This is a genomic window from Pseudomonas putida, from assembly GCF_009883635.2.
Classification (GTDB): Bacteria; Pseudomonadota; Gammaproteobacteria; order Pseudomonadales; family Pseudomonadaceae; genus Aquipseudomonas; species Aquipseudomonas putida_W.
In genome coordinates this window covers 5,165,382-5,190,154 of the sequence record NZ_CP026115.2, presented here as the reverse complement: position 1 = coordinate 5,190,154, position 24,773 = coordinate 5,165,382, and the positions used below count along the sequence as shown (strand labels likewise).

At 63.4% G+C, this 24,773-nt stretch carries 27 protein-coding genes and 1 pseudogene; 16 read left to right on the top strand and 12 right to left on the bottom strand.

Annotation, left to right across the window (positions count from 1 at the left end; translation table 11 throughout):
- Positions 1 to 92 precede the first annotated feature (92 nt).
- Positions 93 to 467, top strand: coding sequence for a fe2+ zn2+ uptake regulation protein (locus C2H86_RS23680; RefSeq protein WP_159410099.1), 375 nt, complete (start codon positions 93 to 95; stop codon positions 465 to 467).
- Positions 468 to 502: 35 nt separating this feature from the next.
- On the opposite strand, the gene C2H86_RS23675 is transcribed toward C2H86_RS23680, so the two are convergent.
- Positions 503 to 691, bottom strand: a complete 189-nt coding sequence (locus C2H86_RS23675) for a hypothetical protein (RefSeq protein ID WP_003248064.1) — start codon at positions 689 to 691, stop codon at positions 503 to 505.
- A 148-nt stretch (positions 692 to 839) separates the two neighbouring features.
- Here C2H86_RS23675 and C2H86_RS23670 point away from each other — a divergent pair, with 148 nt between their 5' ends.
- The 4 genes from C2H86_RS23670 to C2H86_RS23655 all read left to right on the top strand — a co-directional run bounded on the left by C2H86_RS23670 (position 840) and on the right by C2H86_RS23655 (position 3,270).
- A complete protein-coding gene (locus C2H86_RS23670; protein WP_159410098.1) occupies positions 840 to 1,298 on the top strand; it encodes a hypothetical protein in 459 nt (152 codons plus the stop codon).
- 233 nt (positions 1,299 to 1,531) lie between these two features.
- Positions 1,532 to 1,912, top strand: a complete 381-nt coding sequence (locus tag C2H86_RS23665) for a Mor transcription activator family protein (protein WP_159410097.1) — start codon at positions 1,532 to 1,534, stop codon at positions 1,910 to 1,912.
- Between the two features lie 64 nt (positions 1,913 to 1,976).
- Positions 1,977 to 2,639, top strand: coding sequence for a DUF2589 domain-containing protein (locus C2H86_RS23660; protein WP_159410096.1), 663 nt, complete (start codon positions 1,977 to 1,979; stop codon positions 2,637 to 2,639).
- Between the two features lie 73 nt (positions 2,640 to 2,712).
- Complete coding sequence (locus tag C2H86_RS23655) at positions 2,713 to 3,270, top strand: DUF2589 domain-containing protein (protein ID WP_205524561.1); 558 nt, start codon at positions 2,713 to 2,715, stop codon at positions 3,268 to 3,270.
- A gap of 6 nt (positions 3,271 to 3,276) precedes the next feature.
- On the opposite strand, the gene C2H86_RS23650 is transcribed toward C2H86_RS23655, so the two are convergent.
- The 3 genes from C2H86_RS23650 to C2H86_RS23640 are packed head-to-tail and all read right to left on the bottom strand — an operon-like array spanning position 3,277 to position 9,394.
- Positions 3,277 to 6,951, bottom strand: coding sequence for a translocation/assembly module TamB domain-containing protein (locus C2H86_RS23650; RefSeq protein ID WP_159410095.1), 3,675 nt, complete (start codon positions 6,949 to 6,951; stop codon positions 3,277 to 3,279).
- Positions 6,948 to 8,690, bottom strand: a complete 1,743-nt coding sequence (locus tag C2H86_RS23645; RefSeq protein ID WP_159412986.1) for an autotransporter assembly complex protein TamA — start codon at positions 8,688 to 8,690, stop codon at positions 6,948 to 6,950. Before C2H86_RS23645 ends, C2H86_RS23650 begins: the two co-directional genes overlap by 4 nt.
- 53 nt (positions 8,691 to 8,743) lie before the next feature.
- Positions 8,744 to 9,394 carry a GNAT family N-acetyltransferase gene (locus tag C2H86_RS23640; RefSeq protein WP_159410094.1) on the bottom strand — a complete coding sequence of 217 codons (651 nt, stop codon included), beginning with the start codon at positions 9,392 to 9,394 and terminating at the stop codon, positions 8,744 to 8,746.
- 163 nt (positions 9,395 to 9,557) lie between these two features.
- Between C2H86_RS23640 and xthA the strand changes: the two genes are divergently transcribed.
- The gene (gene xthA, locus C2H86_RS23635; RefSeq protein ID WP_159410093.1) at positions 9,558 to 10,370 is read left to right on the top strand and encodes an exodeoxyribonuclease III; all 813 of its coding nucleotides are present in this window, start codon (positions 9,558 to 9,560) and stop codon (positions 10,368 to 10,370) included.
- A gap of 107 nt (positions 10,371 to 10,477) precedes the next feature.
- Here xthA and C2H86_RS23630 read toward each other — a convergent pair whose 3' ends face one another.
- Together C2H86_RS23630 and C2H86_RS23625 are read right to left on the bottom strand one after the other, a co-directional pair.
- Entirely contained in the window at positions 10,478 to 11,230 is a 753-nt protein-coding gene (locus tag C2H86_RS23630) for an anti-sigma factor family protein (RefSeq protein WP_159410092.1), read from the bottom strand.
- Positions 11,227 to 11,541, bottom strand: a pseudogene (locus C2H86_RS23625) (sigma factor-like helix-turn-helix DNA-binding protein); the annotation flags it as partial. The pseudogene C2H86_RS23625 and the gene C2H86_RS23630, both read right to left, overlap by 4 nt.
- On the opposite strand from C2H86_RS23625, the gene C2H86_RS23620 reads away from it, so the two are divergent.
- The 4 genes from C2H86_RS23620 to C2H86_RS23605 all read left to right on the top strand — a co-directional run bounded on the left by C2H86_RS23620 (position 11,521) and on the right by C2H86_RS23605 (position 15,020).
- Positions 11,521 to 12,573 carry a catalase family peroxidase gene (locus tag C2H86_RS23620; protein WP_159410091.1) on the top strand — a complete coding sequence of 351 codons (1,053 nt, stop codon included), beginning with the start codon at positions 11,521 to 11,523 and terminating at the stop codon, positions 12,571 to 12,573. The pseudogene C2H86_RS23625 and the gene C2H86_RS23620 overlap by 21 nt on opposite strands.
- Positions 12,570 to 13,103 (top strand): cytochrome b, encoded by a 534-nt coding sequence (locus C2H86_RS23615; RefSeq protein ID WP_159410090.1) that lies wholly within the window; start codon positions 12,570 to 12,572, stop codon positions 13,101 to 13,103. Before C2H86_RS23620 ends, C2H86_RS23615 begins: the two co-directional genes overlap by 4 nt.
- A gap of 87 nt (positions 13,104 to 13,190) precedes the next feature.
- A complete protein-coding gene (locus tag C2H86_RS23610) occupies positions 13,191 to 14,396 on the top strand; it encodes an MFS transporter (protein ID WP_159410089.1) in 1,206 nt (401 codons plus the stop codon).
- 78 nt (positions 14,397 to 14,474) lie between these two features.
- Complete coding sequence (locus tag C2H86_RS23605) at positions 14,475 to 15,020, top strand: cupin domain-containing protein (RefSeq protein ID WP_027916793.1); 546 nt, start codon at positions 14,475 to 14,477, stop codon at positions 15,018 to 15,020.
- Between the two features lie 38 nt (positions 15,021 to 15,058).
- Here the strand turns inward: C2H86_RS23605 and C2H86_RS23600 are convergent, their stop codons facing one another.
- Both C2H86_RS23600 and C2H86_RS23595 read right to left on the bottom strand, forming a co-directional pair.
- Positions 15,059 to 15,652, bottom strand: a complete 594-nt coding sequence (locus C2H86_RS23600; protein ID WP_159410088.1) for a 2-hydroxychromene-2-carboxylate isomerase — start codon at positions 15,650 to 15,652, stop codon at positions 15,059 to 15,061.
- A gap of 26 nt (positions 15,653 to 15,678) precedes the next feature.
- Positions 15,679 to 16,410, bottom strand: a complete 732-nt coding sequence (locus C2H86_RS23595) for an SDR family oxidoreductase (RefSeq protein WP_159410087.1) — start codon at positions 16,408 to 16,410, stop codon at positions 15,679 to 15,681.
- Positions 16,411 to 16,497: 87 nt separating this feature from the next.
- On the opposite strand from C2H86_RS23595, the gene C2H86_RS23590 reads away from it, so the two are divergent.
- Positions 16,498 to 17,061, top strand: a complete 564-nt coding sequence (locus tag C2H86_RS23590; protein ID WP_159410086.1) for a TetR/AcrR family transcriptional regulator — start codon at positions 16,498 to 16,500, stop codon at positions 17,059 to 17,061.
- Entirely contained in the window at positions 17,048 to 17,641 is a 594-nt protein-coding gene (locus tag C2H86_RS23585; protein ID WP_159410085.1) for a DUF4157 domain-containing protein, read from the top strand. Before C2H86_RS23590 ends, C2H86_RS23585 begins: the two co-directional genes overlap by 14 nt.
- Positions 17,642 to 17,705: 64 nt before the next feature.
- On the opposite strand, the gene C2H86_RS23580 is transcribed toward C2H86_RS23585, so the two are convergent.
- Entirely contained in the window at positions 17,706 to 18,710 is a 1,005-nt protein-coding gene (locus C2H86_RS23580; protein ID WP_159410084.1) for a bile acid:sodium symporter family protein, read from the bottom strand.
- Positions 18,711 to 18,832: 122 nt separating this feature from the next.
- Here C2H86_RS23580 and ampC point away from each other — a divergent pair, with 122 nt between their 5' ends.
- Together ampC and C2H86_RS23570 are read left to right on the top strand one after the other, a co-directional pair.
- Positions 18,833 to 19,969, top strand: coding sequence for a class C beta-lactamase (gene ampC / locus C2H86_RS23575; RefSeq protein ID WP_159410083.1), 1,137 nt, complete (start codon positions 18,833 to 18,835; stop codon positions 19,967 to 19,969).
- 304 nt (positions 19,970 to 20,273) lie between these two features.
- Positions 20,274 to 20,606 (top strand): hypothetical protein, encoded by a 333-nt coding sequence (locus tag C2H86_RS23570; RefSeq protein ID WP_027916800.1) that lies wholly within the window; start codon positions 20,274 to 20,276, stop codon positions 20,604 to 20,606.
- A 47-nt stretch (positions 20,607 to 20,653) separates the two neighbouring features.
- Here the strand turns inward: C2H86_RS23570 and C2H86_RS23565 are convergent, their stop codons facing one another.
- From C2H86_RS23565 to C2H86_RS23555, 3 genes are all read right to left on the bottom strand, one after another.
- Positions 20,654 to 20,950: a hypothetical protein gene (locus tag C2H86_RS23565; RefSeq protein ID WP_159410082.1), complete on the bottom strand. Its 297-nt coding sequence runs from the start codon at positions 20,948 to 20,950 to the stop codon at positions 20,654 to 20,656.
- Between the two features lie 278 nt (positions 20,951 to 21,228).
- Positions 21,229 to 21,942 carry a hypothetical protein gene (locus C2H86_RS23560; protein ID WP_159410081.1) on the bottom strand — a complete coding sequence of 238 codons (714 nt, stop codon included), beginning with the start codon at positions 21,940 to 21,942 and terminating at the stop codon, positions 21,229 to 21,231.
- A gap of 406 nt (positions 21,943 to 22,348) precedes the next feature.
- Complete coding sequence (locus C2H86_RS23555; RefSeq protein ID WP_159410080.1) at positions 22,349 to 23,287, bottom strand: LysR family transcriptional regulator; 939 nt, start codon at positions 23,285 to 23,287, stop codon at positions 22,349 to 22,351.
- A 112-nt stretch (positions 23,288 to 23,399) separates the two neighbouring features.
- On the opposite strand from C2H86_RS23555, the gene C2H86_RS23550 reads away from it, so the two are divergent.
- A complete protein-coding gene (locus tag C2H86_RS23550; RefSeq protein WP_159410079.1) occupies positions 23,400 to 24,152 on the top strand; it encodes a 3-oxoacyl-ACP reductase family protein in 753 nt (250 codons plus the stop codon).
- Positions 24,153 to 24,162: 10 nt separating this feature from the next.
- A complete protein-coding gene (locus C2H86_RS23545) occupies positions 24,163 to 24,756 on the top strand; it encodes an NADPH-dependent F420 reductase (protein ID WP_159410078.1) in 594 nt (197 codons plus the stop codon).
- Positions 24,757 to 24,773 lie beyond the last annotated feature (17 nt).

The following is a 24,773-nucleotide window of genomic DNA, read 5'->3' as shown; positions in this document are numbered from 1 at the left end:
TTTCAGGCAGAAGCTGCAGATTTGCCGTTCTCATTCGTCCTAATCAGTGAGCCACCCATATTTCGGGACAGTCCACGAAAAGGAGCATTCACATGTACAACCCGCAACCCTCAGTGCAGACCGGACGCGCCCCGGGCAAAGCGGCCGACGGAGCGGCCGCCTGCGTGGACGAGCGTGCCGGCAACGTGCAGATTCGCGAACTGCTGCGCGGATACGGCCTGCGTACCAGCCTCATTCGCCTGAAGGTGATCGATGCGCTCTACAACGCAGACCGCACCGGGCGCAGCATTGGCGTACGCGGCGTGCATGCGCAACTGGAACAACTGGACATACCGCTGTCGTTCCTGAGCGTACGCGAGGTGCTCAAGCGGCTGTGCACAGAGGGTGTGATCAGCCTTGGCAGCGACAAGTGCTACAGCCTCAAGCCAGAAGCACGCGCCGTGCTCGAGCAGCCCTTGCCGCGCTGACTGAAGGCCGGCCTGGGGTGGCCGGCTGGCAGGCGTCAGGGCTTGACCTTGCGCCGCAGAATCCCATTGATCACCACCACGACTACGGCAATGGCAATGGCCAGCATCTGGAAGGTCTGCTCACTGATCGTGCCTTGCTTCTGCAGATGCGACAGGCCCAGCATGAGGCCCAGCACCACCAGGATGATCAGAAGCGAGTATTTGAGGCGCTGCACGTGTGTCATCGAAAATTCCTTCAACATCGGGGGCATTTGGCTCGCAATGAGCAGGCGCAATGATACAACGGCCATGGCTTGCGGCGCTGTATTTCCTGCTTAGCGTGGCGAGCTCAGCCTGAAAGCATGGGTTTCCCCAATCCATGCTGGAGGCACCATGCGCAATTTCGCGCTTTTCATCATGCTGCTCACACCCTCTCTTCCCATTCATGCCCTGGACACCGGCCAGGCCGCGCCTGAACAATTGCTCAAGTTAGGTAGCCAGCTGGCGGCTCATGCAGGCAGCAGCCAATGGCAACAACTTTGGCAAAGAACCCGTGCTGCAGGGCACCTGCAAGCCACATCCGGGAAAGCCCACTTCACGATCCCCCAGCCGCAGCTGCCGGAATTGGCTCGTCAGACGCTGGCGCAAGCGGATCAGGTAGAAACCGTAAACCGCACCCTCGCCCGCTATCGGCGTACCTTCCCCGACAGGGTCATTGGCCTGCTCGATGGTCAACCCTTGAACAGCCTTTGCCTGATCATCGACTGGCGCACCTTGCCGCAGGAGCAGGCCGATAAAGCCCATGCCTACCTCGGCAGTGCAAGCCTGCTGAACAGCTATCCATGCAAGTAAGGGGGGGGCCACTTATAGACACGGTAGACAATGCAACCCTATGTGACATCGGGCCTGTACGGCAGCGCTGAGGCATCTTCCTACACCGCTAAGCATCGTTGCCTGCAAGCCCTGCTCATCAAAACTACAACTGCCAGCCCACTTGGCGCCTAGCGACAGCATTCGTCGCTCACCGAGAATTCCCCCATGCCAACGACAGGCATCGCGCCCCATCCACCGCGAGGAAGTCTCATATGGAACTGCCAGATCTCACCGCCATCGACATCGGCCAGTTACCGCATTCGCTGCAGGCCCTGATCGAATGCATCGGCCTTGAAAACGCCTACCAGCTGACCTGCGCCTACGGCGGCAGGCCCAAGTACATTCCCAAGCACCGAGAGCGCACCAAGCTGGCCGACGTACTCCCGGCCGATGCGCTCGACGCCTTGATCAAACGCTTTGCCGGCGTGGCCCTGGAAATTCCCAAGGCAGACCATTTCCTGCGCCAGCTGCGCAACCTGCAGATCCAGAAAGAAAGCGCCAACGGCTTGTCCCGGAGCCTGCTGGCCGACAAGTACGGCCTGAGCCTGCGCCAGATAGGCAACATTCGCCGTCAGGAGCATTGCGCTCGCTGAAGGTGCTCATGCGCGGTCACCCTGATTGGCCGCCTCCTTAGCCTTGCAAAAAGAGATAACCTCCATGTCTATCGATAACAGCCTTATCGGTTCGGTCATCAATGCGCTGCCCATGGACCGCATGATCGCCGCACCGCTGCAAGCGATGGTCCAGGCACAGGTCACTGCCAGCAAATCCTATGCGGACTTCCTCATGCAGGTTTGCGTACAAGATGGCAAAGCCGTTGCCATCCAGTTCGACTACGACGAAACCATCGTTGACGAACAAGGCGAGTACAAAGGCATAGTCAGCAAGTCCATGAAGGTGCCCCTGCTGGCAGCCATCACCCACCCGAACATCACCATAGAAGAAGGTAACGTCGAATTCGAGCTGACCATCAGTCAGATGGCCGAGGACTTCAGCGAGTCGAGCAAGAGCGGCGAACTGGCTGCTTCGCTGGGATGGGGCCCGTTCAAACTGGATGTAAAAGGCAGTATCAGCAGCAAGTCCACACAAACCCGCAAGACCGATACCCGGGCACGCTATGCGTTCAATACCTCGCTGCGTCGCCAGGACCCACCAGAGGCCATGATGCGGGTGATCGACTTCCTCACCGAAGCCGCCACCAAGCCGACAGTGGTCAAAAACTCAACACTGGAAAGTCCGGACACCATCTCGCAGGCCGACACCCTTAAACCCACTCCCGGCATAGAGAGCGACGCTGGCAAGGGTTCCACTACCGTCTGACGGTCAACCCGATGCTTGATCGCTCGCCCTGCTCCTCCCAGCGGGGCCTCTTCCTGCTTCAGGAGCCAGCCCCTTGGACAACCCACCAGCGCCCATGACCGCCATCGATCTGCGGGATATCACACGCGGTCTGCAGGAGGCCGCTGCGGCCACCAACAGCCTGATAGCCCAGCAGTACATCAACCTGTTTGATCAATTCTTCGACTATGACACCCAGGCGCTAGGCAGCCCGATGAAGCCCAAGATGGTCGAGGTCGCCATGGACGACAGGCACGTGATGCGCGTGCCACTGTTCGCCCTGGTGGCGCCCAAGGGTTTGACCCTGGAACGCATGCAGGTAGACCTGTCGGTGCGCGTCAATGCCACCGAGGAGCTGCGCGCAATACGCGAAGAATGTGGGCGGGCCAGCGCCGCCAGTTTCAAGGTGACGATCGGCGCCCAGGGCCGCCAAGGCGAAGCCCGGGACCCTGACGAAGTGCAGATCCGCATGCAGTTTCATGCCAGCGAACCACCCGAAGCGCTCAACCGCCTGATCGAGGAATACACCAGGCTGGTTACGCCAATACGCAAGCCCGACGCACCTGCGTCCACCGAAATCAACGAATTCATCGAGGCCGCCACCGTACGCTGACGCCCCTCAGAAGTCTCGCTTGTAGAAGATATCCAGCGAGCTTGCCAGCCCGCTGGCGGCTTCCAGATACACCTTCTTGCTCAGTTTGTAGCGCAGCGCAACGGTATTGGCCGGCTCGAACACCCCGACCCCATAGCGCAAGCTGAGCTTCTCGGTCAGGTTGCCACTGGCCACCACACTGGTGCTGTTACCAGAGCCTTCGGTGTCCAACTGGAAGTCTTCGATGCCCAGGCCCGATGCCAGGCTGCCGGTAATCCCGGCACTGCCTGCCAGGCCCAGACCCAATGCCGCTTCGGCAAGCATGTTGCTGTCCTCACCGGAAGTCCCCAGCGGGCGCCCGAGCACCAGATAGGACAACGCCTGCTCCTGGCTCATGGCCGGTTCCGAGAACACGCTGGTACTCGGCTGCTCGGCACTGCCACTCAGGCGGATACCGGCAATCACATCGTCGACCTTGCGGATAGCCTCGATATCCAGATAGGGCTGGTCGATTGGCCCGGCGAACAACAGCCGTGCGCGGCGAATGGTCAGGCGCTGGCCATAGGCACGATAGCGACCATCAGCCAGGCTCAATTCGCCACGGGTGTCCAGGTTGTCACCGATGTGCACATGGCCAAGCAGGTTGGCGGTCAGGCCGAAGCCGCTGAATGACAGCTTGTCCTGCCCCACGACCACGTCGATATCCATGGCCATCGCCATGGGCGGTTTGCCCTCTTCGGTCTGGTGGCCGACGATGACGGCATCGTCCGAGACCTTGACGGTAGAGGGAGGCAACTCGCGCACAACGATCTTGCCCTTGGGCACCAGCACTTTACCGGACACCGCCAGCTTGTCATCAATCAGGCGCAAGTTCAGGTCTGGCGCGACTTCCAATGTGGCGTAGGGCTCGACGTTCACGGGCAACTGCTGGCCCTGCAGGCGCAGGTCCATGCCCAGCGCCTGGCCCCAGGTCAGGTGGCCGTTGAGCTGGCCGCGACCGGCTTCCCCGCTGCGCCAGCCACCGTTGACCTGCACCTGCTCGCCGGCGATCAAGGCCTGCAGCGAAAGGTCCTGCAGGCTGACCGGCAACTCGGCACCACTGACTTCGCCGCCACTGAGCATCAGGTTGCCGTTGACCTGTGGCGCCAGCAAGGTGCCGGTCAAGCGCCCGCTGCCATTCAACTGCCCAGCCAGGCGCTCGACCATCGGCATGAACGGACGGGCGATCGACAGTTCCAGCCCGGCCAGGCGGAAGTCGCCCGACAGCGGCTTGTCCTTGCCCAGTGGATCGAGGCGTGTGTTCAGGCTCAGTTCGCCCAGGCGTTCGCCACGAAAATCCAGGCGCGTATCGACCCGGCGTGGCGCCAGGGTGCTGTCCAGGCGCAGGGCCTGGTAAGGGAAGTCGATCCAACGGCCCTTGTCGCGAACGCGCAACGTACCGCCACTGGCATCGATACGCACGGTGCCTTTCGGGCCGCTGGCCGGAATATCCAGGTTCACGTCGGCATTGAGCATGCCCTGCCAGGCGAAGTCCTTCGGCAGCCATTGCGCCAGGCTCTCCAGCGGGAACTGCTTGAGGTGGTAGCGCAGGCGCGGCTCGGGCGCCAGGCGCTGATCCTCGCCGCACAGGCTGGCCTGGCCGGAGCGCCAGCAGTGGGCACCGAAATCCATTTGGCCACTGGCCAGTCGCTGCAGCCGGGCGGGTGCCTGCAGCTGCCAGTCCTGGCCGCCGGCCTGGATCCTGCCGCTTGCCAGGCGGCCACGCCAGTCACCTTTGTTAAGCTGGCCATCCAAGCCCAGATCGAGCTTGAGCTGTGGGCCATCCAGCGCCAGGCTCAGCGCCTGTTGGCGAATGTCGCCCTTGCCATTGGCCTGCAAGGTGCCCAGCGAAGTGTCGCCCAGACGGATACCGCTGGCCTTGAGGTCGATCAGACCCCGTTGGGCACTGTCCAGGCGGGCCTCCAGGTCGAGTCGCTGGAGGCGGTTTTCTTCCTGTGCCAATTGCTGGCCCTGCAGGGTCAGGTTGCCATGCGGCGCGTTCAGTGTGCCACTGACGTCCAGGCGCCCCTTGACCTGCCCTTGCAGCCTCGGCCACAGCTGGCCGAGCCGAGGCAGGTCTAGGTCGACTCGCCCGGCCAGGCGCTGCTGCAAGCTGCCGCTGCCGTTGATACGGTTATCACCCAGTTGTACCGCCAGCGCACCGAGGGTCCAGCTCTGCCCGGCACCTTGTGCCTCGACCTTGAGCACCGCCGGCTGCCCGCGCAGGCGCCCCTTGAGGTCGAGCTGGGCATCCAGGCTGAGCTGCTCGTCTTTCATTTCGCCCTTGCTGCGCAGCGGCCCGGCCAGGGTGCCGGGCAACTCCGCGAGCCAGTACGCCGGGTCCAGGGCCGACAACTGCAGGTCGACGTCCCACGCCAAAGTATCGGCGAAGCGCACCGCGACACTGCCCGCCGCCTTGCCCTGCCCGGCCGTCAGCGCCAGCTGCGGCAGGCGCACCTGGCCCAGGTCACCTTCGAACGGGCTGGCGAGGGTGAACGCCCCGGCCGGGCCGTCAAGGTCACCGTTGAAGGTGCCTTGATAATTGCCATTCTGGTATTGGACCTGGGCATTGAGACGCTTGAGAGTAACCTGCGGCGGTGTTTCCAGCGGGTACAGGCGCAGCCACGGAAAGTCCTGCCACTCCAGCTGGGCGTCGGCCTTCAACGCCTGCTGCCAGTCAGCGTTGGCCTGCAGTTTGACGCGCTGGGCGTCGCTGGCCGTCAGGTCCAGGGCATCCAGCCTGGCGCCCTTGGCGTCGACCATGCCGGTCAGTGCCAGTGCGATCGGTGCCTGCTCGGCCGGCAGGCTGGCACTACCCGACAGTTGGTAGCCCTTGAGCAGATCGCCCTGGGCATCCAGCACGAGCTGATTGAGCTGCAACGTGTCGGGCAGCGATGCCGTTGGTTTGAAGGCATCGGCGCGAATCTGCAGTTTCGCCGGCAGGTGTTCGGCGAGGGCCTGTACCGTCCCGCTCAGGCGGGCATCAAGGTAGCCGCTGCTGGTGGCGTCGATGGACAGGGTTTTCTGCAATTCACCCTTTGCGTTCAGCGCCAGCTGCCAAGCCTTGCCCTCCACCTCAGGCAACTGCACCTGACCTTGAAGTTGTACCGGCCAATCGCCCTCTGGCTGCACATCGCCCTGCACTTGCAGGCGCAAATCGTCACGCTGCAGTTGCAGGCTGTCGATACGCAGGCCGCTCGCGGTCCAATGCGCCGCCAGGTGCAGATCACCGAGCAGATCGCTGCCATCCAGGCGCAACTGCCCCACCTTTACCTCACCGACCTCAATCGCCACCGGCAAGCGCAGCGCGGGTAACTGCAGCGGACCGCCATCGGCCGGCTGATCGCTGGGCGCGAAGGCCATGTCGACCCGCTGGGCCTGCAACTGGTCGATGCACAGCGTGGCGCGCAGGAGGCAGGCAGGCGACCAGCTCAGTAGCGGCGCCTCCACTTGCACATTATTGCCGCCGTCGATCCAGCTCAAATGGGTGGCCTGCCAGGTGCCCGCCAGGCGGCCCTGGAAATCGTCGACAGTCAGCCCTGGCACCCGGCCGAGTGCCCAGCGGCTCCCCCCTTCGGTCCCCAGCAACACGCCCAGGGCCAGGGCCACCAGCAACACACTGCCGAGCACACCCAGCAGAATGAATTTCAACACACGCATCACAGCTCAGGCCCCATGGAGAAGTGCAGGCGAATACCGCCGTCGTCATCGAGTGCCTTGGCCAGGTCCAGGCGCAGCGGCCCGACCGGCGACACCCAGCGCACACCGATACCGACCCCGGTCTTGAGGCTGGGCAGCTCCAACGTGTTGAAGGAGTTGCCCTGGTCGATGAAGGTCGCTACTCGCCATTTTTCGGCCAGCGAATACTGGTACTCGACACTGCCGGCAACCAGGTAGCGGCCGCCGATGCGGTCGCCGTCGCTGTTCTTCGGCGACAGGGTCTGGTAGTCGTAGCCGCGCACGCTCTGGTCGCCACCGGCGAAGAAGCGCAGCGACGGCGGAATGTTGTTCTTGTAGCCGTTGGTGGCACTGCCACCGAACTGCACCCTGCCGAGGAGTCGGTGGTTGTGGCCGAGGGTGGTCAGGCCCTTGAGCAGGACATTGCCATGCAACAGGTTGGTGTCGGACATCAGCCCTTCCTTGGCCACCTGGGTATCGAACTGCAAACGGTAGCCGTTGTGCGGGTCGATGCGGTTGTCACTGCGCAGGTAGGAAAAGCTCACGCCAGGCATCAGCAGGTGGCTCAGCCCCGAATCATCGCCCAGGCGATACTCTTCGCGCTGGTACTTGAGCGAGATCACCCGCTGCCAGCCGCTGGCCAGCTTGCTGTGCCACTCCGGGCCGACGGTCAGCAGCTTGCTGAGGGTGTCGGTGCCGGCGATTTCTTCGTTCTGGTAGCCGCCGGCGAAGCGCAGCTTATCGGTCAAGGGTGGGTCCAAGGGCACGTCGTACCACAGGCCGACGTTCTGCCGCGGTGCCGAAAGCTCGGTTTCCCAGCCATAACTGTGGCCTTGCGGGTTGACCCAGTGCCGTGTCCAGTTGGCCTTGCCACGCGGCCCCACGTCGGTCGAGAAGCCCAGGCCCAGGCCCATGGTACGGGGCTTGCGAGTGTCCAGGCGGACGTCCACCGGGATGTCTTCGCCTACCGCCGCAGTCGGTGCGGCATCGACCCGCACGCCTTCGAAATAGCCGCTCGATTGCAGGTCGTTGTTGAGTTGGGCGATCAGTTCGGAGTCGTAGGGCGTACCGGGTTTGAACGAGACCATGCGCTGCAGCAGGTCTTCGTCGAGCGGCGTGTCGCCACTGAATTTCACCGCCCCGAGGCGATAACGCGGACCGCTCTGGTAAACCAGCTCGATATCCGCCACACCGGCCTGAGGGTCGACCGCCAGGCGCTGGCGCGTGAAGTGGCCACTGAAGAAGCCATAACGCGAAGCCTGGTTCTGGATCAGCCGCTTGGCATCTTCGTACAGGCCGTGGTTGAGCTGTTCGCCCGCACGCAGGGCGCGGCTGTCAGGCACGCGAAAGGCTTTCATCTCGCTGGCCGGCCCTTCGATGCGCACGGTCACGTTGCGCAGGCGCACCGGCTCGCCAGGGTCGATCTTGATGATCAGTTGTGGGTGCTGATCGGCCTTGGCAGGCGGCTTGACCTCGGTGTCGATCTGCGCCTGATAGTAGCCAAGTGCCTGCGCGGCCTTGCGCGCCTGCTCCTGGGCCCCGCGGCTGAAACGCAGCAGCGCTTCTTCATCGCGGTCGCCAAGGGTACCGATATAGCCTTCGACATTGGCCTTGAGCTCCTTGTTGGCAGGTTTTACCTTCACCAGCAACTCGCTCTGGCCCCATGCTGCAAAACTGGCGGCCCAGAAAACCAGGCCCCAGGTTAGTCTTCCTGAATACGTCATGCGGCGCATGCTACCAGAGCCAGGCGCTCAAGGGAGGCGCCTGGCGGCCTTCTTCAAGCAATTGATGACATGGATGACACTGGATTGGAATGAAAGAACACCCTTTCCCGGATTGGCCCTACAGCCACCTCGCCTATCTCTTCATAGCCCTGGCGCGCGTAAAAGGCCAGGTAATGCTCGTTGCCAGAGTCCAGCACCACGCCCTGGGTATTGGGGTCTTCCGCGCACCAGTCGTGAACAGCTTGTAACAATTGTTCGCCGTAGTGACAGCCACGAAATTGCGGATGCACCCCAAGCAGCGGCAGCATGTGCACCTGCCCGGTCGGCAGGCAGCTGGCCAGCGCCGCCTGGTAGTCCATGTAACGCCGGGTGCAGCGCTGGCCGGTGCCCAGCAGCATGCGCAAACGCCAGGCCCAGCTGTCGGCCACGCCCAGGCGGCGTTGCGGCGGCACGATCAGGGCCAGGGCGATCAGGCGGTCTTCCAGCAGCAGGCCGATGGCCGGCAACTGTAGATAGAAGTGCTGGCGTACCCACTCGCGCACCATCACCCGCAGCCGGCGTTCGTAGCCAGGGCGCTGGGCCTCGAAGATATAGGCGAAGGTCGGTTCGTGGCGGTAGGCGTTGTACAGCAGCGAACGCGCCTCACGGCTGTAACCGTCATCGAGGGTGCAGATGCGCGCCTGGGCGGCAGTGGCTTCGAGCATGGTGGGTCGTCCTCCTGGAAAGGGCATGTCAGTGCCTTGGAGGTGCTCCACAGCGCATCGTTCACCTCATCCAGCACGTTAGCAGCGCCTTGGCCAAGCCGCCACGCTGGTGATGAACGCCGATGTCGGCTAGCATCCGGCCTTTTACCAGGATTGTCTTTCCATGAAGATCGTCTGTTTCAACATCAACGGCCTGCGTGCCCGCCCGCACCAGCTGGCGGCGCTGATCGAAAAGCACCAGCCGGACGTGATCGGCCTGCAGGAAACCAAGGTCAGCGACGATCAGTTCCCCCTGGCCGATGTCCAGGCATTGGGCTACCACGTGCACTACCACGGCCAGAAAGGCCACTACGGGGTCGCCCTGCTCTCGCGCCAGGCTCCCCTGAGCCTGTTCAAGGGCTTTGCCACGGATGAAGAAGATGCCCAGCGGCGCTTCATCTGGGGCACCTTCGCCGATGCCGACGGCAACCCGATCACTGTCATGAACGGCTACTTCCCGCAAGGCGAAAGCCGTGACCATCCCACCAAGTTCCCGGCCAAGCAACGTTTCTACAGCGACCTGCAAGCGTTGCTCGAAGGGCAGTTCAAGAACGACCAGCCGGTACTGGTGATGGGCGACATGAACATCTCGCCCCAGGACTGCGATATCGGTATCGGCCCGGACAACGCCAAGCGCTGGCTGAAGACCGGCAAGTGCAGCTTCCTGCCGGAGGAGCGCGAGTGGATGGAGCGCCTCAAGGGTTGGGGCCTGGTGGACAGCTTCCGCCACCTGCACCCGGAGGTGGCCGACCGCTTCAGCTGGTTCGACTACCGCAGCCGCGGCTTCGAGGATGACCCCAAGCGCGGGCTGCGCATCGACCTGATCATGGCCTCCCAGGCTCTGGTGCCACGGATCAAGGCGGCCGGCGTGGACTATGAGCTGCGCGGGATGGAAAAGCCTTCCGACCATGCGCCGATCTGGCTCGAATTGAGTTGAGTTGTCTGGGGTACATGCCGTCAGGAATGTGTCGTCTGTGAGACCGAGCGCCGCGCAGGCGGCGCTCGATCTCAAACCCACCGGAACACTCGAGCCGTACACACCCGCTACAACCCAAGGCGCAACGCCTCCCCTACCCCCGCCCCACGCCCGTCGTCCGCCGCGCTGACCAAGGCAAAGTTGTACGCCCCGTGCGACCAGTACCGCGCCTCCAGCTGCCCATCGACCCGCTGCCCGTGCGGCATGCGCTCATAGCGGTCACCGGGCGAGCGCAGAAACAGGCTGATGCGCTGGCCGTTGCGATCCTGGAACACCAGCAGCGCCGCCGGCCCCTGCTCGTTGCTGAGCAACCGCGCGCCCACCGGCTGGAAGCCGTAACCCGCCAGGTCCGGCAGCTGCCCCACGCGGCTGAAATGCCGGCCCAGCCAGTCGCGCAGTTGCACCGGGTCGCTGGCCTGGATATCCAGTGCCTCACTGCCGGCGAACAGCCGATGGGCCTGCACCGCATCGGCCATCGGCAGTTCATTGCTGGCCAAGGTCACCTGCCGTGCCTGCCAGCCACCCAACCCACCGACGCCCATGGCCAGCAGCAACACCGCCGCCGAAGCCAGCCGCCGCTGCCGGCGCTGGCGCACCCGCTGCTGCACCTGCCGCAGGTCAAGCGTGGCCGCCCCAGGCTGCTCGGCAAACCCTGCCAGGGCCGCGCGCAGGCGCCGGGCGTCGTTGCGCCAGGCTTCGATCCGCGCGCTTTCCTGCGGGTTGGCCGCCAGCCAGGCCTGTACCTCGGCGCGCCGCGCCGGCTCCAGGCGGTCGTCGATGTAGGCGTGCAGCTCGTCTTCACCAGGGATAAGGCGTGTCATTTGAGTCTCCGCAAGGCCGGCGGCTGGGGGTTGCCCTCGGTCAGTTCGCGCAAGGCGGCACGGGCACGCGACAGGCGCGACATCACCGTACCGATGGGGATTTCCAGGGCTGCGGCCGCCTCCTTGTAACTGAGCCCCTCGATGCTGACCAGCAGCAGCAAGGCCCGCTGTTCGGTCGACAGGTGGGCGAAGGCCTGCAAGTCGGCCTGGGCCAGGACGATATCCTCGGTATTGTCGCCCACCGCTTCGTGTTCCACGGTGCTGCGGCCGAACCACGACAGCCAGCGAGCATGCAAGCGCTCGCGGCGCTGCAAGGCCCCGCCAAGGCGCTGCGCCTGGCCGGCATAGGCGCCGTGATGCTGGCGCTGGGCGCCGGTTTCGCCTATGCCGCTGGCTGGATCGGCGGGCAGCAGCTGACGCCGCAACGCATCATCGACACCTTCGAGGCCCAGGCCGGCCACCACCCGGGCTATCGCAAGAACCACGCCAAGGGCCTGTGCGTCAGCGGCTACTTCCAGCCCAGCGGCCAGGCCGCAGCCTTGTCGACCGCACGGGCCTTCAGCCAGGCCCGAGTGCCGGTGATCGGCCGCTTCGCCATCGGCGGTGCCAACCCGTTCGCCCCGGACACCGGCGTACCGGTGCGCAGCCTGGCGATCCAGCTAAGTACCGATGACGGTCAGATCTGGCGCACCGGCATGAACAACCCACCGGTGCTGGCCGTCAGCAACCCGCAGGGCTTCTACGACCAGGTGCTGGCAGGCGCGCCAGACCCGGCCACCGGCAAGCCGGACCCGGCCAAGCTGCAGGCATTCTTCGCCGCCCACCCCGAAAGCGCGGCATTTCGCCAATGGGCGGCGAGCTACAAGCCCAGCGACAGCTTCGCCAGCACCCAGTACCACAGCATCAACGCCTTCCGCCTGATCGATGCCAGCGGCACGGCGCACCCGGTGCGCTGGCAGCTTGAACCACAAACGCCATTCACCGCCCTGCCCGGCCAGGTCGACGACAAGCAGTTCCTCCAGCACGACCTGCAACAGCGCCTGGCCCAAGGGCCGCTGCGCTGGACCCTGCGCCTGGTGCTGGCCGACCAGGGCGATGCAGTGGACGACCCGGCCCGCCCATGGCCAGCCGAGCGCCGCAGCGTCGATGCCGGCACCCTGGTGGTCGAACAGGTCGACGCCCCCGAGCAAGGCGCCTGCCGTGACCTGAACTTCGACCCGTTGATCCTGCCCAGCGGCATCGAGCCGTCCGCCGACCCGATCCTCGCCGCCCGTTCGGCGGCCTATTCGGAATCCTTCAACCGCCGCAGCCGCGAGTCTCTCGGCGCAGGAGCACAGCGATGAAACCTGAAGTCTTTCACCCCTTGGCGCGCCTGGTGCACTGGCTGATGGCAATCCTGATCATCAGCATGCTGTTCATCGGCGTGAGCATGGTCGGCGACCTGTCACCGCGCCACCCGCAGCTGGTCGAACTGCACAAGGCCACGGGCCTGGCATTGCTGGTACTGGTGATCGTGCGCATAGGCTTGCGCCTGACCTTGCCACATCCGCCACTGCCCACCGACCTGCCGGCATTCCAGCGCTTTGCAGCCGGCGCCTCGCATCTGCTGCTCTACGGCCTGATGCTGGCCATGCCGCTGCTGGGCTGGGCGATGCTGTCGGCAGGCGGCTACCCACGCCCCCTGCAACTGCCAGCCATCGCCCCGCACGACCTGCAACTGTATGCCGTACTGCGCCAGGCCCATGGCTGGGCCGGCTACCTGTTGTTCGCCACCGTGCTGGTGCACCTGGGGGCGGCGCTGATGCATGCCCTGGTGCGTCGGGACGGCGTGTTGCGTAGCATGTGGCCAGGCCCCGTGCGGCGCAGCGAATGACAAGCTGATGCCCGGGCGGGCTCGACAAACAGCAATTATTCTCATTAAGCTCGACAGCTTTCTTGTCGACCTGCCCTGGACTGCCTTATGAACGTCGCAAAGGACCCTGCATTACTGACACCCGCCAACACCCTGGACATGCGCCCGCTGCTGTTGGCCAACATGGCCTGCACCATGTCGATGATGGCCTTCGTCGCACTGATCGGGCCGATCTCGCGCCTGCTGGGCATGGCCACGTGGCAAGCCGGGGCGGCAGTGACCGTGGCCGGCGTGGTCTGGGTGCTGCTGGCGCGCCCGTGGGGGCGGTTGTCTGACCGCCTGGGGCGCCGCCGTATCCTGCTGCTGGGTAGCGCCGGCTTCACCCTGGCCTACTGGCTGCTGTGCCTGTTCGTCGAAGGGGCGCTGCGCTGGCTGCCGGGGGCAGGCCTGGCGTTCGTCGGCCTGATGCTGGCACGCGGTTGCATCGGCGCCTTCTACGCTGCCATCCCGGTGGGCTGCAACGCACTGATCGCCGACCATGTCGAGCCTCAGCGCCGGGCGCGGGCCATGGCTTCGCTGGGCGCGGCGAATGCCGTGGGCCTGGTGGTGGGGCCGGCGCTGGCGGCCGTGCTGGCACAGCACAGCCTGAGCCTCCCGTTCCACGTCATGTCGTTGTTGCCGGCCAGCGCCTTCCTGGTGCTGCTGTTCAAGCTCAAGCCCCAGCCCCTTGCGCAAAACCATGCGCCCAGCCCCGTCCGGCTCAGCGACCCTCGCCTGCGCCGGCCACTGCTGGTGGCGTTCAGCGCCATGCTCAGCGTCACGGTGTCGCAGATCGTCGTCGGTTTCTTCGCCCTCGACCGCCTGCAGCTGGCGCCGACCGACGCGGCCCAGGCTGCCGGTATCGCCCTGACCACCGTCGGGGTGGCGCTGATCCTGTCGCAGGTGCTGCTGCGCCAGTTGGAGTGGCCGCCGTTGAAGATGATCCGGGTCGGCGCCAGTGTGTCGGCGCTGGGCTTCGCCTGTGGCGCGCTGGCCACCACGGCGCCCTGGCTGTGGAGTTGCTACTTTGTCGCCGCGGCCGGCATGGGCTTCGTGTTCCCGGCGTTTTCCGCGCTGGCGGCCAATGCCATGCAGGCCTCGGAACAAGGTGCCACCGCAGGCTCGATTGGCGCCGCCCAGGGCATGGGCGCGGTGATCGGCCCGCTGGCCGGAACGCTGGTCTATGCCCTGGACCCTCGCCTGCCGTTCCTGGCGGTGGCAGTGCTTTTGCTGCTGGTCGGGCTGTGGCCGCTGCCGCGTGACCAACGCGCCTGAAAGCACAGCGCGCAAGCGTGCAGAGTGTGTTTTAATGCGTCGCTAATTATTTTAAACACCTCTGATTACAAGGCGGCTATGGACACGGGGACGCGACTCAAACTGGTGCGTGAACGCAACAACCTCTCCCAACGGGAACTGGCCCGCCGCAGCGGGTTGACCAATTCGACGATCTCGCAGATCGAACAGAACCGTGTCAGCCCGTCGGTCAGCTCCCTGAAAAAGCTGCTCGAAGGGATTCCCATGACCCTGGCCGAATTCTTCAGCTTCGACGAGCCGGTGCGCGAAGAGCGCTTCGTGTTCCGCGCCAGCGAGCAGCCGGACCTGGGCCGTAATGGCCTGCGCATGCTGCTGGTCGGTGCCAGCGTCGAGGCCCGGCAGATGCGCATGCTGCGCGAGCTCTACGCCCCAGGTGCCGATTCCGGCGAGCCGATCGTGCATGCCGAAGGCGAAGAATGTGGCCTGGTCACCCGCGGCACCGTGGAACTGTGGGTCGATGGCCAGGTGAGCATCCTCAACTCGGGCGATGGCTACTACATCCCCACTACCCTGCCGCACAGCTTCAAGAACATTGGCCAGGACGAGGCGGAAATCATCAGCGCCAATACCCCGGCGAATTTCTGAGCCAGGTTTGGCCTCGCCAATGGCGAGGCCATCCCGTCTCAACGGCTCAGCGCTTGTTCGACGAAATCCAGGCGATCCTGGCCGAAGAACATCTCCCCGTCGACAAAGCAGGTCGGCGCCCCGAACACACCTCGCGAAACTGCCTCTTCGGTCACCCGCTTGAGTTCGGCCTTTACCTCGCTATCCGCCGCCAGCGCATGGAACGCCGCAGGGTCGAAGCCGGCCTGGCCGAGCGTTTCATCCAGTGCCGAGCCATCGCTCAAGTTGCGCCGCTGTTCCCACAGTCCCTTGAACAGCGCGGCCAACAACGCTTCGAACTGGGCTGAAGCGCGAACCTGCATGCCGATGGCGCCGCGCATCAGGGTCAGGGTGTTCACCGGGAACCCCGACGGCATGCCGAATGGCACGCCATACCGGCGGGCATAACGGCCAAGGTCTGTGAACATGTAGCGGCCCTTGGCAGGGATCATCGCCGGCGAAGCGTTGCCGGTGGCCTGGAACACTCCGCCCAGCAGCATGGGCCGGTAAACCAGAGTCGCACCATGCCGGGCGCAGATAGCAGGCAGCTGGGTCCAGGCCAGATAGCTGGCCGGGCTGCCCAGGTCGAAATAGAACTCCACGGTCTTGCTCATGCATCACACTCCTTGGTTGGTCAGGCTTACCAGCGCTCCATCCACGGGCGCAGGTCCAGTTCGAAGGTCCAGGCATCACGGGGCTGGGCATGCAGGAACCAGTAACTGTCGGCGATGTGCGCCGGGTCGAGAATGCCGCCCTGATCCTTGAGTGCGTAGCGTTCCGGGAAACTGTCGCGGATGAACGCCGTGTCGATGGCACCATCCACCACTACATGGGCAACGTGGATGTTCCGCGGGCCGAGCTCGCGCGCCATGCTCTGGGCCAAGGCGCGCAAGCCGTGCTTGGCCCCGGCGAAGGCAGCGAAACCGGCAGCGCCGCGGGTGCCTGCAGTGGCGCCAGTGAACAGCAAGGTGCCGCGTTCACGGGTGACCATGCGCCGAGCCACGGCCTGGGCAGTGAGGAAGCCGGCGAAGCAGGCCATTTCCCATATCTTGAAATACTTGCGCGGTGTCTCCTCGAGAATGCTGCACGGCACATTGGCGCCGATGTTGAAGACAAACGCCTCGATCGGGCCGATATCACGCTCGATGGTCTCCACCAGCTCGGCCACCTCATCTGCCTTGCGCGCATCCGAGCCGAAGCCATGGGCCTGGCCTCCTTCAGCGCGGATCTCATCGATCAAAGGCTGCAGCTTTTCAGCCTGGCGGCGGGTAACACACGCGACATAACCCTCACGGGCAAAGCGTTTGGCGATTGCACCACCGGTGGCGTCCCCCGCCCCGATCACCAGCACCACTTTCTGTTGTTCTGCCATGCCTGCCCCCATTGATGAATGATCGTTTAGTAAACGAACGCTATGTTATGATCGCCCCCATCGTCAAGCAGCGCGAAGAGGTCGTGCATGCGCTACTCCACCGAACACAAGCAGCAGACCCGCGACAAGCTGTTGGCCAGCAGCGGCGCGCTGGCCAAGCGCGGCGGTTTTTCCAGCACCGGTGTGGCCGGGCTGATGAAGGCCATCGGCCTGACCGGCGGCGCCTTCTACAACCACTTCCCGTCCAAGGACGACCTGTTCACCGAAGTGGTCCGCCAGGAACTGTGCAACAGCCCGTTGGCCCGCCTGGCCAACCAGGGTGCCAGCCGCGAACGCCTGGCCCGCTGCCTGCAGCAGTACCTGAGCCTGGCACACCTGCACAATGCCGAAGGCGGCTGCCCGCTGCCGCCCTTGGGGGTGGAAATCGCCCGCGCCGAACAACCTGTGCGCGAAGAGGCCGAGCACTGGCTGGTGAGCCTGCATGCCGCGTGGAGCGAAACCCTGGATGACCCGGCGCTGGCCTGGGTGCTGATCAGTCAGTGTGTCGGCGCCCTGGTGGTCGGGCGCATGCTGGCCAGTGAAGCGGTGCAACAGCAGTTGCTCGATGCCAGCAAAGGCTTTGTCGACAGGGCGTTGAATGAAGCGGATTAACCTGCTGTTGGGGCTGTTGCTGGCAGCGCCTGCCCTGGCCGAACAGGCCTGCCCGCCTGGGCAGTATCAGGTGTGCCTGATGGGCTGTTTCTGCGCACCGATCGACCCCGGCCAGGCCGGGCAGGTGCTCAAGGATGTCGAGACCGTGGCGTCAGGCAGCCTGGCGTTTGCCTTGCAACAGGCTCGCGACGAGGCCACTGCCAGCGGCACTCAACCGATCCCGTTGCACATTCGCGCGCAACTGGAGCCCTGGTATGACTTTGCCGTGCTCGATGCCGCGCGCTACCGGGTCGGTGACGAGCAACAGGTCACAGCGGCCAACGCCATGCTGCAGAACCCGGACGTGAACGCGGTGACGCTGATCGACACCATCATCTTCCGCCACGCCAGCGACGCCGAGGACAACGTGGCGTTGTGGGCCCATGAGCTGAAGCATGTGCAGCAGTATCAGCAACTGGGGGTGAATGAGTTTGCCCGGCGCTATACACGCAACTACGAGGAGCTGGAAGGGCCGGCCTACAAGATCGAGGCCGAGGTGGGGAAGGCATTGCGCGAGCGCAGTTCCGGGCAGGCGCGATAACCTGTACCGGCCTCTGGGGAGCGGGCGTGCCCGCGAAGAGGCCGGTACAGGCAACACACATCTTTCAGGAAGAAGCAGTAGCCCCCTCACCCACCTGCTCGCGACTGGCGTAGCGCTGCGCCAGCACCGCACACACCATCAACTGGATCTGGTGGAACAGCATCAGCGGCAGGATCATCGCGCCGATGCCGCTCCCCACGAACAGGACCTGGGCCATCGGCACCCCGGTGGCCAAGCTCTTCTTGGAGCCGGCGAACAGGATGGTGATACGGTCTTCCAGGCTGAAGCCCAGCACCTTGCCCAGCAGGCGCGTAGCGAACAGCACCACCGCCAGCAGGATGCCGCAGACGGCGAACAGCCCGGCCAGGTGCTGCGGCGACACGGTATGCCACAGGCCGGTGACCACGGCCTCGCTGAACGCGGTGTACACCACCAGCAGGATCGAGCCCTGGTCCACCATCTTCAGCCAGCGGGCATTTTTCTTTACCCAGGCACCGATCCAACGGCGTGCGACCTGCCCGGCCACGAACGGCACCAGCAACTGCAGGGTGATCTTCAATACCGCGTCCAGCCCCGAACCGGTATCACCACTGGCGCCCAGCAGCATCACCACCAGCAGCGGAGTCAGGAAGATGCCGATCAGGCTGGAAGCCGCCGCGCTGCAGATGGCTGCCGGCACATTGCCGCGGGCCAGCGAGGTGAAGGCGATGGCCGACTGCACGGTGGCAGGCAGCGCGCACAGGTACAGCACACCGAGGTACAGTTCGTTGCCCACCAGCGGCACGAACAGCGGCTTGAACGCCAGGCCCAGCAGCGGGAACATCACGAAGGTGCAGGAGAACACCAGCAGGTGCAGGCGCCAGTGGCCAGCACCGGCGATGATCGCCTCGCGCGACAGCTTGGCGCCGTGCAGGAAGAACAGCAGGCCGATCGCCAGGTTGGTGAGCCAGCCGAAATACACCGCGCCGTCGCCCGAGCAAGGCAGCACGGTGGCGATCAGCACCACCCCGAGCAGGCACAGGGTGAAGTTGTCGAACAACATGCGCAAATACTTCATAACAGTTTCCATCTTGTCGTTGTACGAGGCCAGACGATAAGGTCTTGGGTTTTTTCCTGCTAACGCCGGAACCCCCATCGGTGTCGCTCAACGGACACACCCACGACGGCCACACCCAAAAAAAGGACCCTTGCATGCCGCTCTTACGTCTTGCTCCACTGCTCATCCTGTTCGGCACCGCCTGCGCGCACGCTGCCGATCCATTGCAAGCCCAGGTAGACGAAGTCATTCGGCCCCTCATGAAAGAGCAGGACATCGCCGGCATGGCCGTCGCGGTCTACGCCAACGGCCAGGCCCATTACTTCAGCTATGGCGTGGCCAGCAAAGCCGACGGCAGCGCGGTAACCGCCGACACCTTGTTCGAGATCGGTTCGTTGAGCAAGACCTACACCGCCACCCTCGCCGCCCTGGCCAGTGCCGAAGGCAAACTCGACCTTGAGGCCCCTGCCCGGCGTTACCAGCCCGCCCTGGCCGGCTCGCCCCTGGGCGAGGCCAGCGTGCTGGAGCTTGGCGCCTTCAGCGCAGACTGCCTGCCGCTGCAGTTCCCCGACGAAGTACAGACGCCGGAGCAGACGCTGGCGTTCTTGCGCAACTGGAAGCCGCGCACCAAACAGGGTACCCAGCGCTGCTACTCCAACCCGAGCCTGGGCCTGTTCGGTGACCTCGCGGCACGTGCACAGCACAAGCCATTCGCAACCGTCATGACCGAGCACCTGCTACCGCAGATGGGCCTGCAGCACACCTACCTGCAAGTGCCGCAAACCGCACAGGCGCTGTATGCACAGGGCTATGACGCGCAGAACCACCCGGTGCGCGTCAGCCCTGGCCCCTTCGCCGACGAAGCCTACGGCATCAAGACCAGCGCCAGCGACCTGCTGCGCTACGTGCGCCTGCACATGCAGCCAGCCGAATTGCCACCGGCACTGCGCAAGGCCACCGCCATCACCCAGGCCGGCTACTTCAAGGTTGGCGCCATGACCCAGGGCCTGGGCTGGGAACGCTACCCGTACCCGGTTGCGCTGGAGACGCTGGTCGATGGCAACAGCCCGCGCCTGATTCGTGAGCCCCAGGCCACCCAGCGCCTGAACCCCGCGCTCCCGGCCCTGCCCGCCGCCTGGTACAACAAGACCGGGGCCACCAGCGGTTTCGGCGCCTACGCCGCCTTCATCCCGTCCGAAGGCAAGGCCATTGTCCTGCTCGCCAACCGCAATTACCCCAACGAAGCCCGAGTGCGCGCGGCCTTCCAGATCCTTTCCAGCCTCGACCGCTGAGTCACCGCCGAATGGATTGCCAGACAATATGACAAAAATGTAGTGCCAAAAAATATTCACTACAAAACCATTGACGCCGTTCATCAGCCTTGTGCATGATGAAGCCGTCTCCCTGATCGGGAGCGGTGGCAAGGGTGTTCCAGACGGCTTGCGCGGTAACGCAGGCCGTCCGTGGAGAGGGAATCTGTCCAAAAGGCAGCGTGAGAAAGCCCCTGTTGCGATGCTGCTGTAGCAGCCTTGGTAGTGCGCTACAACCTGTGGCGCCAACTGTGAAAATCAACAACAAATAGGTGATGGGGGCTTTATGATGAACTTGAACAACAATCCGACTATCGACCAATTGGCCCAGCTGTTCGCGGTACGCAAGGACAGCCTCGACGACCACCTGCTGTGGGTCAGCCAGACCGGCGAGGTGCGCATCGACCGCCTGCCGCCGAACACGGTCGAAGATGAATTCGAAGCGCACCTGCCCAGCATGCGCGCCCGCTTCAAGGTCTACCGCCGTGGCCAGGGCTACGTCGGCAAGAAGGCCGCCGCCGACACCGAGTTCGTGGGCCGCGTGCTGCAGACCCTGCAACAAGAATGGCCCGCCGCCCGTGAGCGGCAGGCAGTCAAGGTGATCGAACCGCTGAACTGAGGGTTCGCCGCCACTTATGAAGCCCGGCCCGCATAGGCCGGGCTTTTTCATGCCCGCCGTCGCTGCCGCGGCATGGGCAATGCACCCGTGGCCAGCGCCCGGGCCCGGTCGACACCCCACACCAACGCGCGGGTCATGGTCTCGCCCGGCCGCGACGCGTAGTACTCCTCCAGCAGTGCCCGCCCGTCTTGCCCGTACAACCCAAGGAACAGCTGCGTCGCGCCGAGCCGTGAAAGGCGCACCTGGATATCCAGCGAAGTGCCGTCGCTGAGCACTTCGTCATGGCAGCGGCTGTGCAGCCGTGCGTCGGCCCACTGCCAATAGGTCTCGTCCCTGACTCGCATGAAAAATCAATCCTCTCTTTCCTGGATGCCGCGCCAGAAGACCACAACTGCGCCGCCATCGCGAGGGCTACCCACGGTTACCATGAGCAGGATCAAGCAACACCCACAAAAAACCCCGCCGATATGACTTATACCCTAAAGGTACATAGTTTGTGAGGTCGGGCCTGTAGAGCTTGCTGTTTTCGACATTCGACCATCATAGCCTTACGATGTAGAAGTACATCGTAAGGCATCGCAACTCCTAAGCGGCGGCGATGCCGCTATTTTTCCAGTTGCCTTTACCCTTGATCTTTGACGTCTACCCCTTTAGGACCGTAAATCCAATCGAAGCATGCTTGATCGAACCATGTAGCGAAGTCCTCGACCTCAGCGAGGACTGTATTGAGCTTATCGGCGTCGACGTGCAGCGTGGGCTCGATCATCCACATTGAGTCCACATCTAAACCACTGGTCTCAATGTCAGCAAGTAGATCGCGTTCTTGGTCAGAAAGGAAAAATGGGCTTGGGTGTTTCTTCAGATCCTTCGCCGCATGCGTTGGAGTGATACGCGTCAGACTCCCTGGATGCTGCGCCCGGTTCCTGGCTAAAACCAGTTGCTCAAGCATGCCGAGATTCGCACCGCTGTCGTCGAACTGCACACCAATGGAATTCGAGAACACCGTCCTGTAACCGTGCAACCACCCCTTGCGGAATAACGACTTCCGTTCCTCCGGGTCGATCTTTATCCCGACTTGCTGTTCCCAAGTTTCGAGATAAACATTAAGAGTGCCGGCCAGCATCGACAGGCACGAATGACCGAGCACTTGAACGGCATCGGATGCCTCGTTCCACTCGATCTCGTAAGGTGGCCCGACGTCCTCGCAATAAGGCGGCGTAAAAGGAGGCTCACCCGCTTCGATTAAACGCATACGTTCGACAAAGGGTGCAGTGGAATCGCGATACAAGTGGCGGATGAAGATAACGCGCTGTTTCAGAAACCAAGCAACTTCCATCAGATATCTCCCCACGATTGAGCGTTTGAGAATGTAACTGAACAATAGGAATTACCCCACCCTCTGATTCATGACGCAGCAGTTGGGTAATTGCACCGACTTGCCCGCCCATTTGCATTCGGCCTGACCAATCATTTGCATCGGATTTGACCAGCACGCTTCGCGGACATGACCGGCAGAGAACGGCCGATTCTGTTGAAAAAGTCGGTTCTTCCAGACTGCCCGCATACTGCCCCTTGAAAACGTCTTTTTTGCGCGCCGCTACGCGAAATCTGAGCCCGGAATCCTCTGCTCAATGTAAAGATTTCAATCTCAAGCACGTACTTTTCTACCGTGGAAACCATGGCCGACTTTTTCAACAGAATCGGCCAGAAGCAGACAGGTGATCAATCACTGCACGGCGCGGTTATCCGAAGGCAGACGCTCTTGCATCGAAACGCTGAGCCCATTGGTTCTGCCGGGCATGACCTACCAGAAAATCCACAAAGGCCCGGGTCTTGGGCGGCAGAAGTTTCTGACTGGAGAAGTACAGCGAGATCTGTCCGGCATTCACGTACCACTCCGGGAGGATCCGCACCAGGCTGCCATCCTCCAAGTGCCTGAGCACGTCCGGGACGGCCAACAACGCAACGCCCAAGCCAAGCACAGCACTTTGGCAGAGCGCCTGCGGGTCATTGACGAGCAAACGGGGCTTCATTTCCAGAGGCCGTTGCTGCCCTTCGGGCCCTTGCAGCATCCAGCTTCTGACTTTGCCGGTTCGACCTGAACGCATAGCGAGGTGATCAAGTCGTGCCACCTGATCAAGATCGGAAATACGACCTTTGCCAGTCATATATTCTTTCGACGCCACCAGGATCAGATGCGCCGGTGCGATCTCCCTGGCGATCTGACCCGGAGCGAGTTCAAAACCACCGCCAATCGCCGCGTCAAAGCCCTCGGCGACCAGGTCGACCTGCCGATTGTCCAAATACCACTCCGGAATCACACTCGGGTAGCGCGCCAGAAAGGCAGGCATCAGTGGCAGCAAGAAATCGCGCCCGAAGCTCGGTGCCGCACTGACACGCAGCACTCCGGCCGGTTCTCCGGCATGGCTAGTGATGTCGGCAATCGCCGCCTGAACGCCTTCGAGACCGGGCTCGATATTCCCCAGAAAACGCTCCCCCGCTTCGGTCAACGTGACCCGGCGCGTGCTGCGCTGGAACAGTTGCACACCCAGATTAGCTTCAAGCTGGGCAACGTTTCGGCTGACCGCAGCCGGCGTCAGTCCTAGACGCCGTGCCGCGGCTGAAAAGCTGCCTGACTCGGCGCTGCGAACGAAGGACAGCAGGTTTCCCAATGTTTCCATGAGTTCAGCCTTCAAGTAATACTTGAAAGCAATTATAGCGACTACCCACTACTGGATAGCGAATCAAAAGCGTCTCATAGCCTCACTTCTCACCCACACCGAGGCAACCCACATGAACGCAACCACCCTCCCACTCACCGGCAAGATCGCAATCGTCACCGGCGGCTCACGCAGCATCGGCGCAGCCATCGCCAAGCGCCTGGCTGCGGACGGCGCCACTGTTGCCATTACCTACAACGCATCGCCCGACCGCGCCGAGTCGGTCGTGAAAGACATCACTGACGCAGGCGGTCGGGCCGTCGCATTGGCTGCCGATGCCGGTAACCCTGACGCGGTGCGTACCGCCGTGGGCGAGGTCGCCAGACGCTTCGGCAAAGTAGACATCCTGGTCAACAACGCTGGTATCAGCGTGCTGGGCGCACCGCAAGACATCGCCTTCGACGACTTCCAGCGGATTCTCGCCGTCAACGTGACCGGCGTGTTTGTCGCCACGCAGGAAGCACTCAAACACATGGGCCAGGGCGGCCGCATCATCCATATCGGCAGTTCCATGGTGCAGTACGCGGCGTTCGGTACGGCGTCCGCGTACACCCTGACCAAAGGCGCAGTCGCCGGTTTCAGCCGTGGACTGGTCCGTGATCTCGGCCCTCGCGGGATCACCGTCAACACCGTTCACCCCGGCCCTACCGACAGCGACATGAACCCTGGCGATGGCCCTGTCGCCGACTTCGTCCGGCCTAATATTGCGGTCGGCCGCTATGGCGAAGGCAAAGACATCGCCAGTGCAGTGGCTTACCTGGCCAGCCCGGAAGCCGGTTTCGTCAGCGGCGCCGAATTGATGGTCGATGGCGGCTTCACCGCCTGAGGAGGCAGTCATGAACATCAGCATCATTGGTGCCGGCGCCATTGGCTCGGCCATTGCCCGCCTGCTCGTCAACGCTGGTTTGAACGTCAGCATTGCCAACCGTCGTGGGCCGGAAACGCTTGCGCCACTGGTCGCAGAACTGGGCCCACTTGCACAAGCGGTCACGGCCCGCCAGGCCAGTCAGGCTGACATCGTATTTCTGGCCGTGAACTGGTCAAAGCTTCCGCAGGCGGTGGAAGGTCTGGGGCCTTGGAATGGCCGCATCGTGGTGGACACCAACAATCCGATCGAAGCCCCACTGTTCAAACCGTTCGATCTGGGTAACGAAACCTCGTCCCACGTCGTTGCGGCAATGTTGCCCGGCGCTCGCCTGGTCAAGGCCTTCAACCATCTGGCGCCTCCATTGCTTTCGGCCCCTGCTGCCGAAGGTGGAAAGCGAGTGCTGTTCTACGCCGGTGAAGACGCTGACGCCAAACACAAGGTCGCTGAACTGATCACGCGACTGGGCTTTTTCGGTGTCGATCTGGGCGGCTTGCAGCAGGGTGAGCTGACTCAGTTTCCCGGTGGCCCGATCCCCGGACTCAATCTCGTCAAACACAACTGACAAGCGGGCCGCTGTGA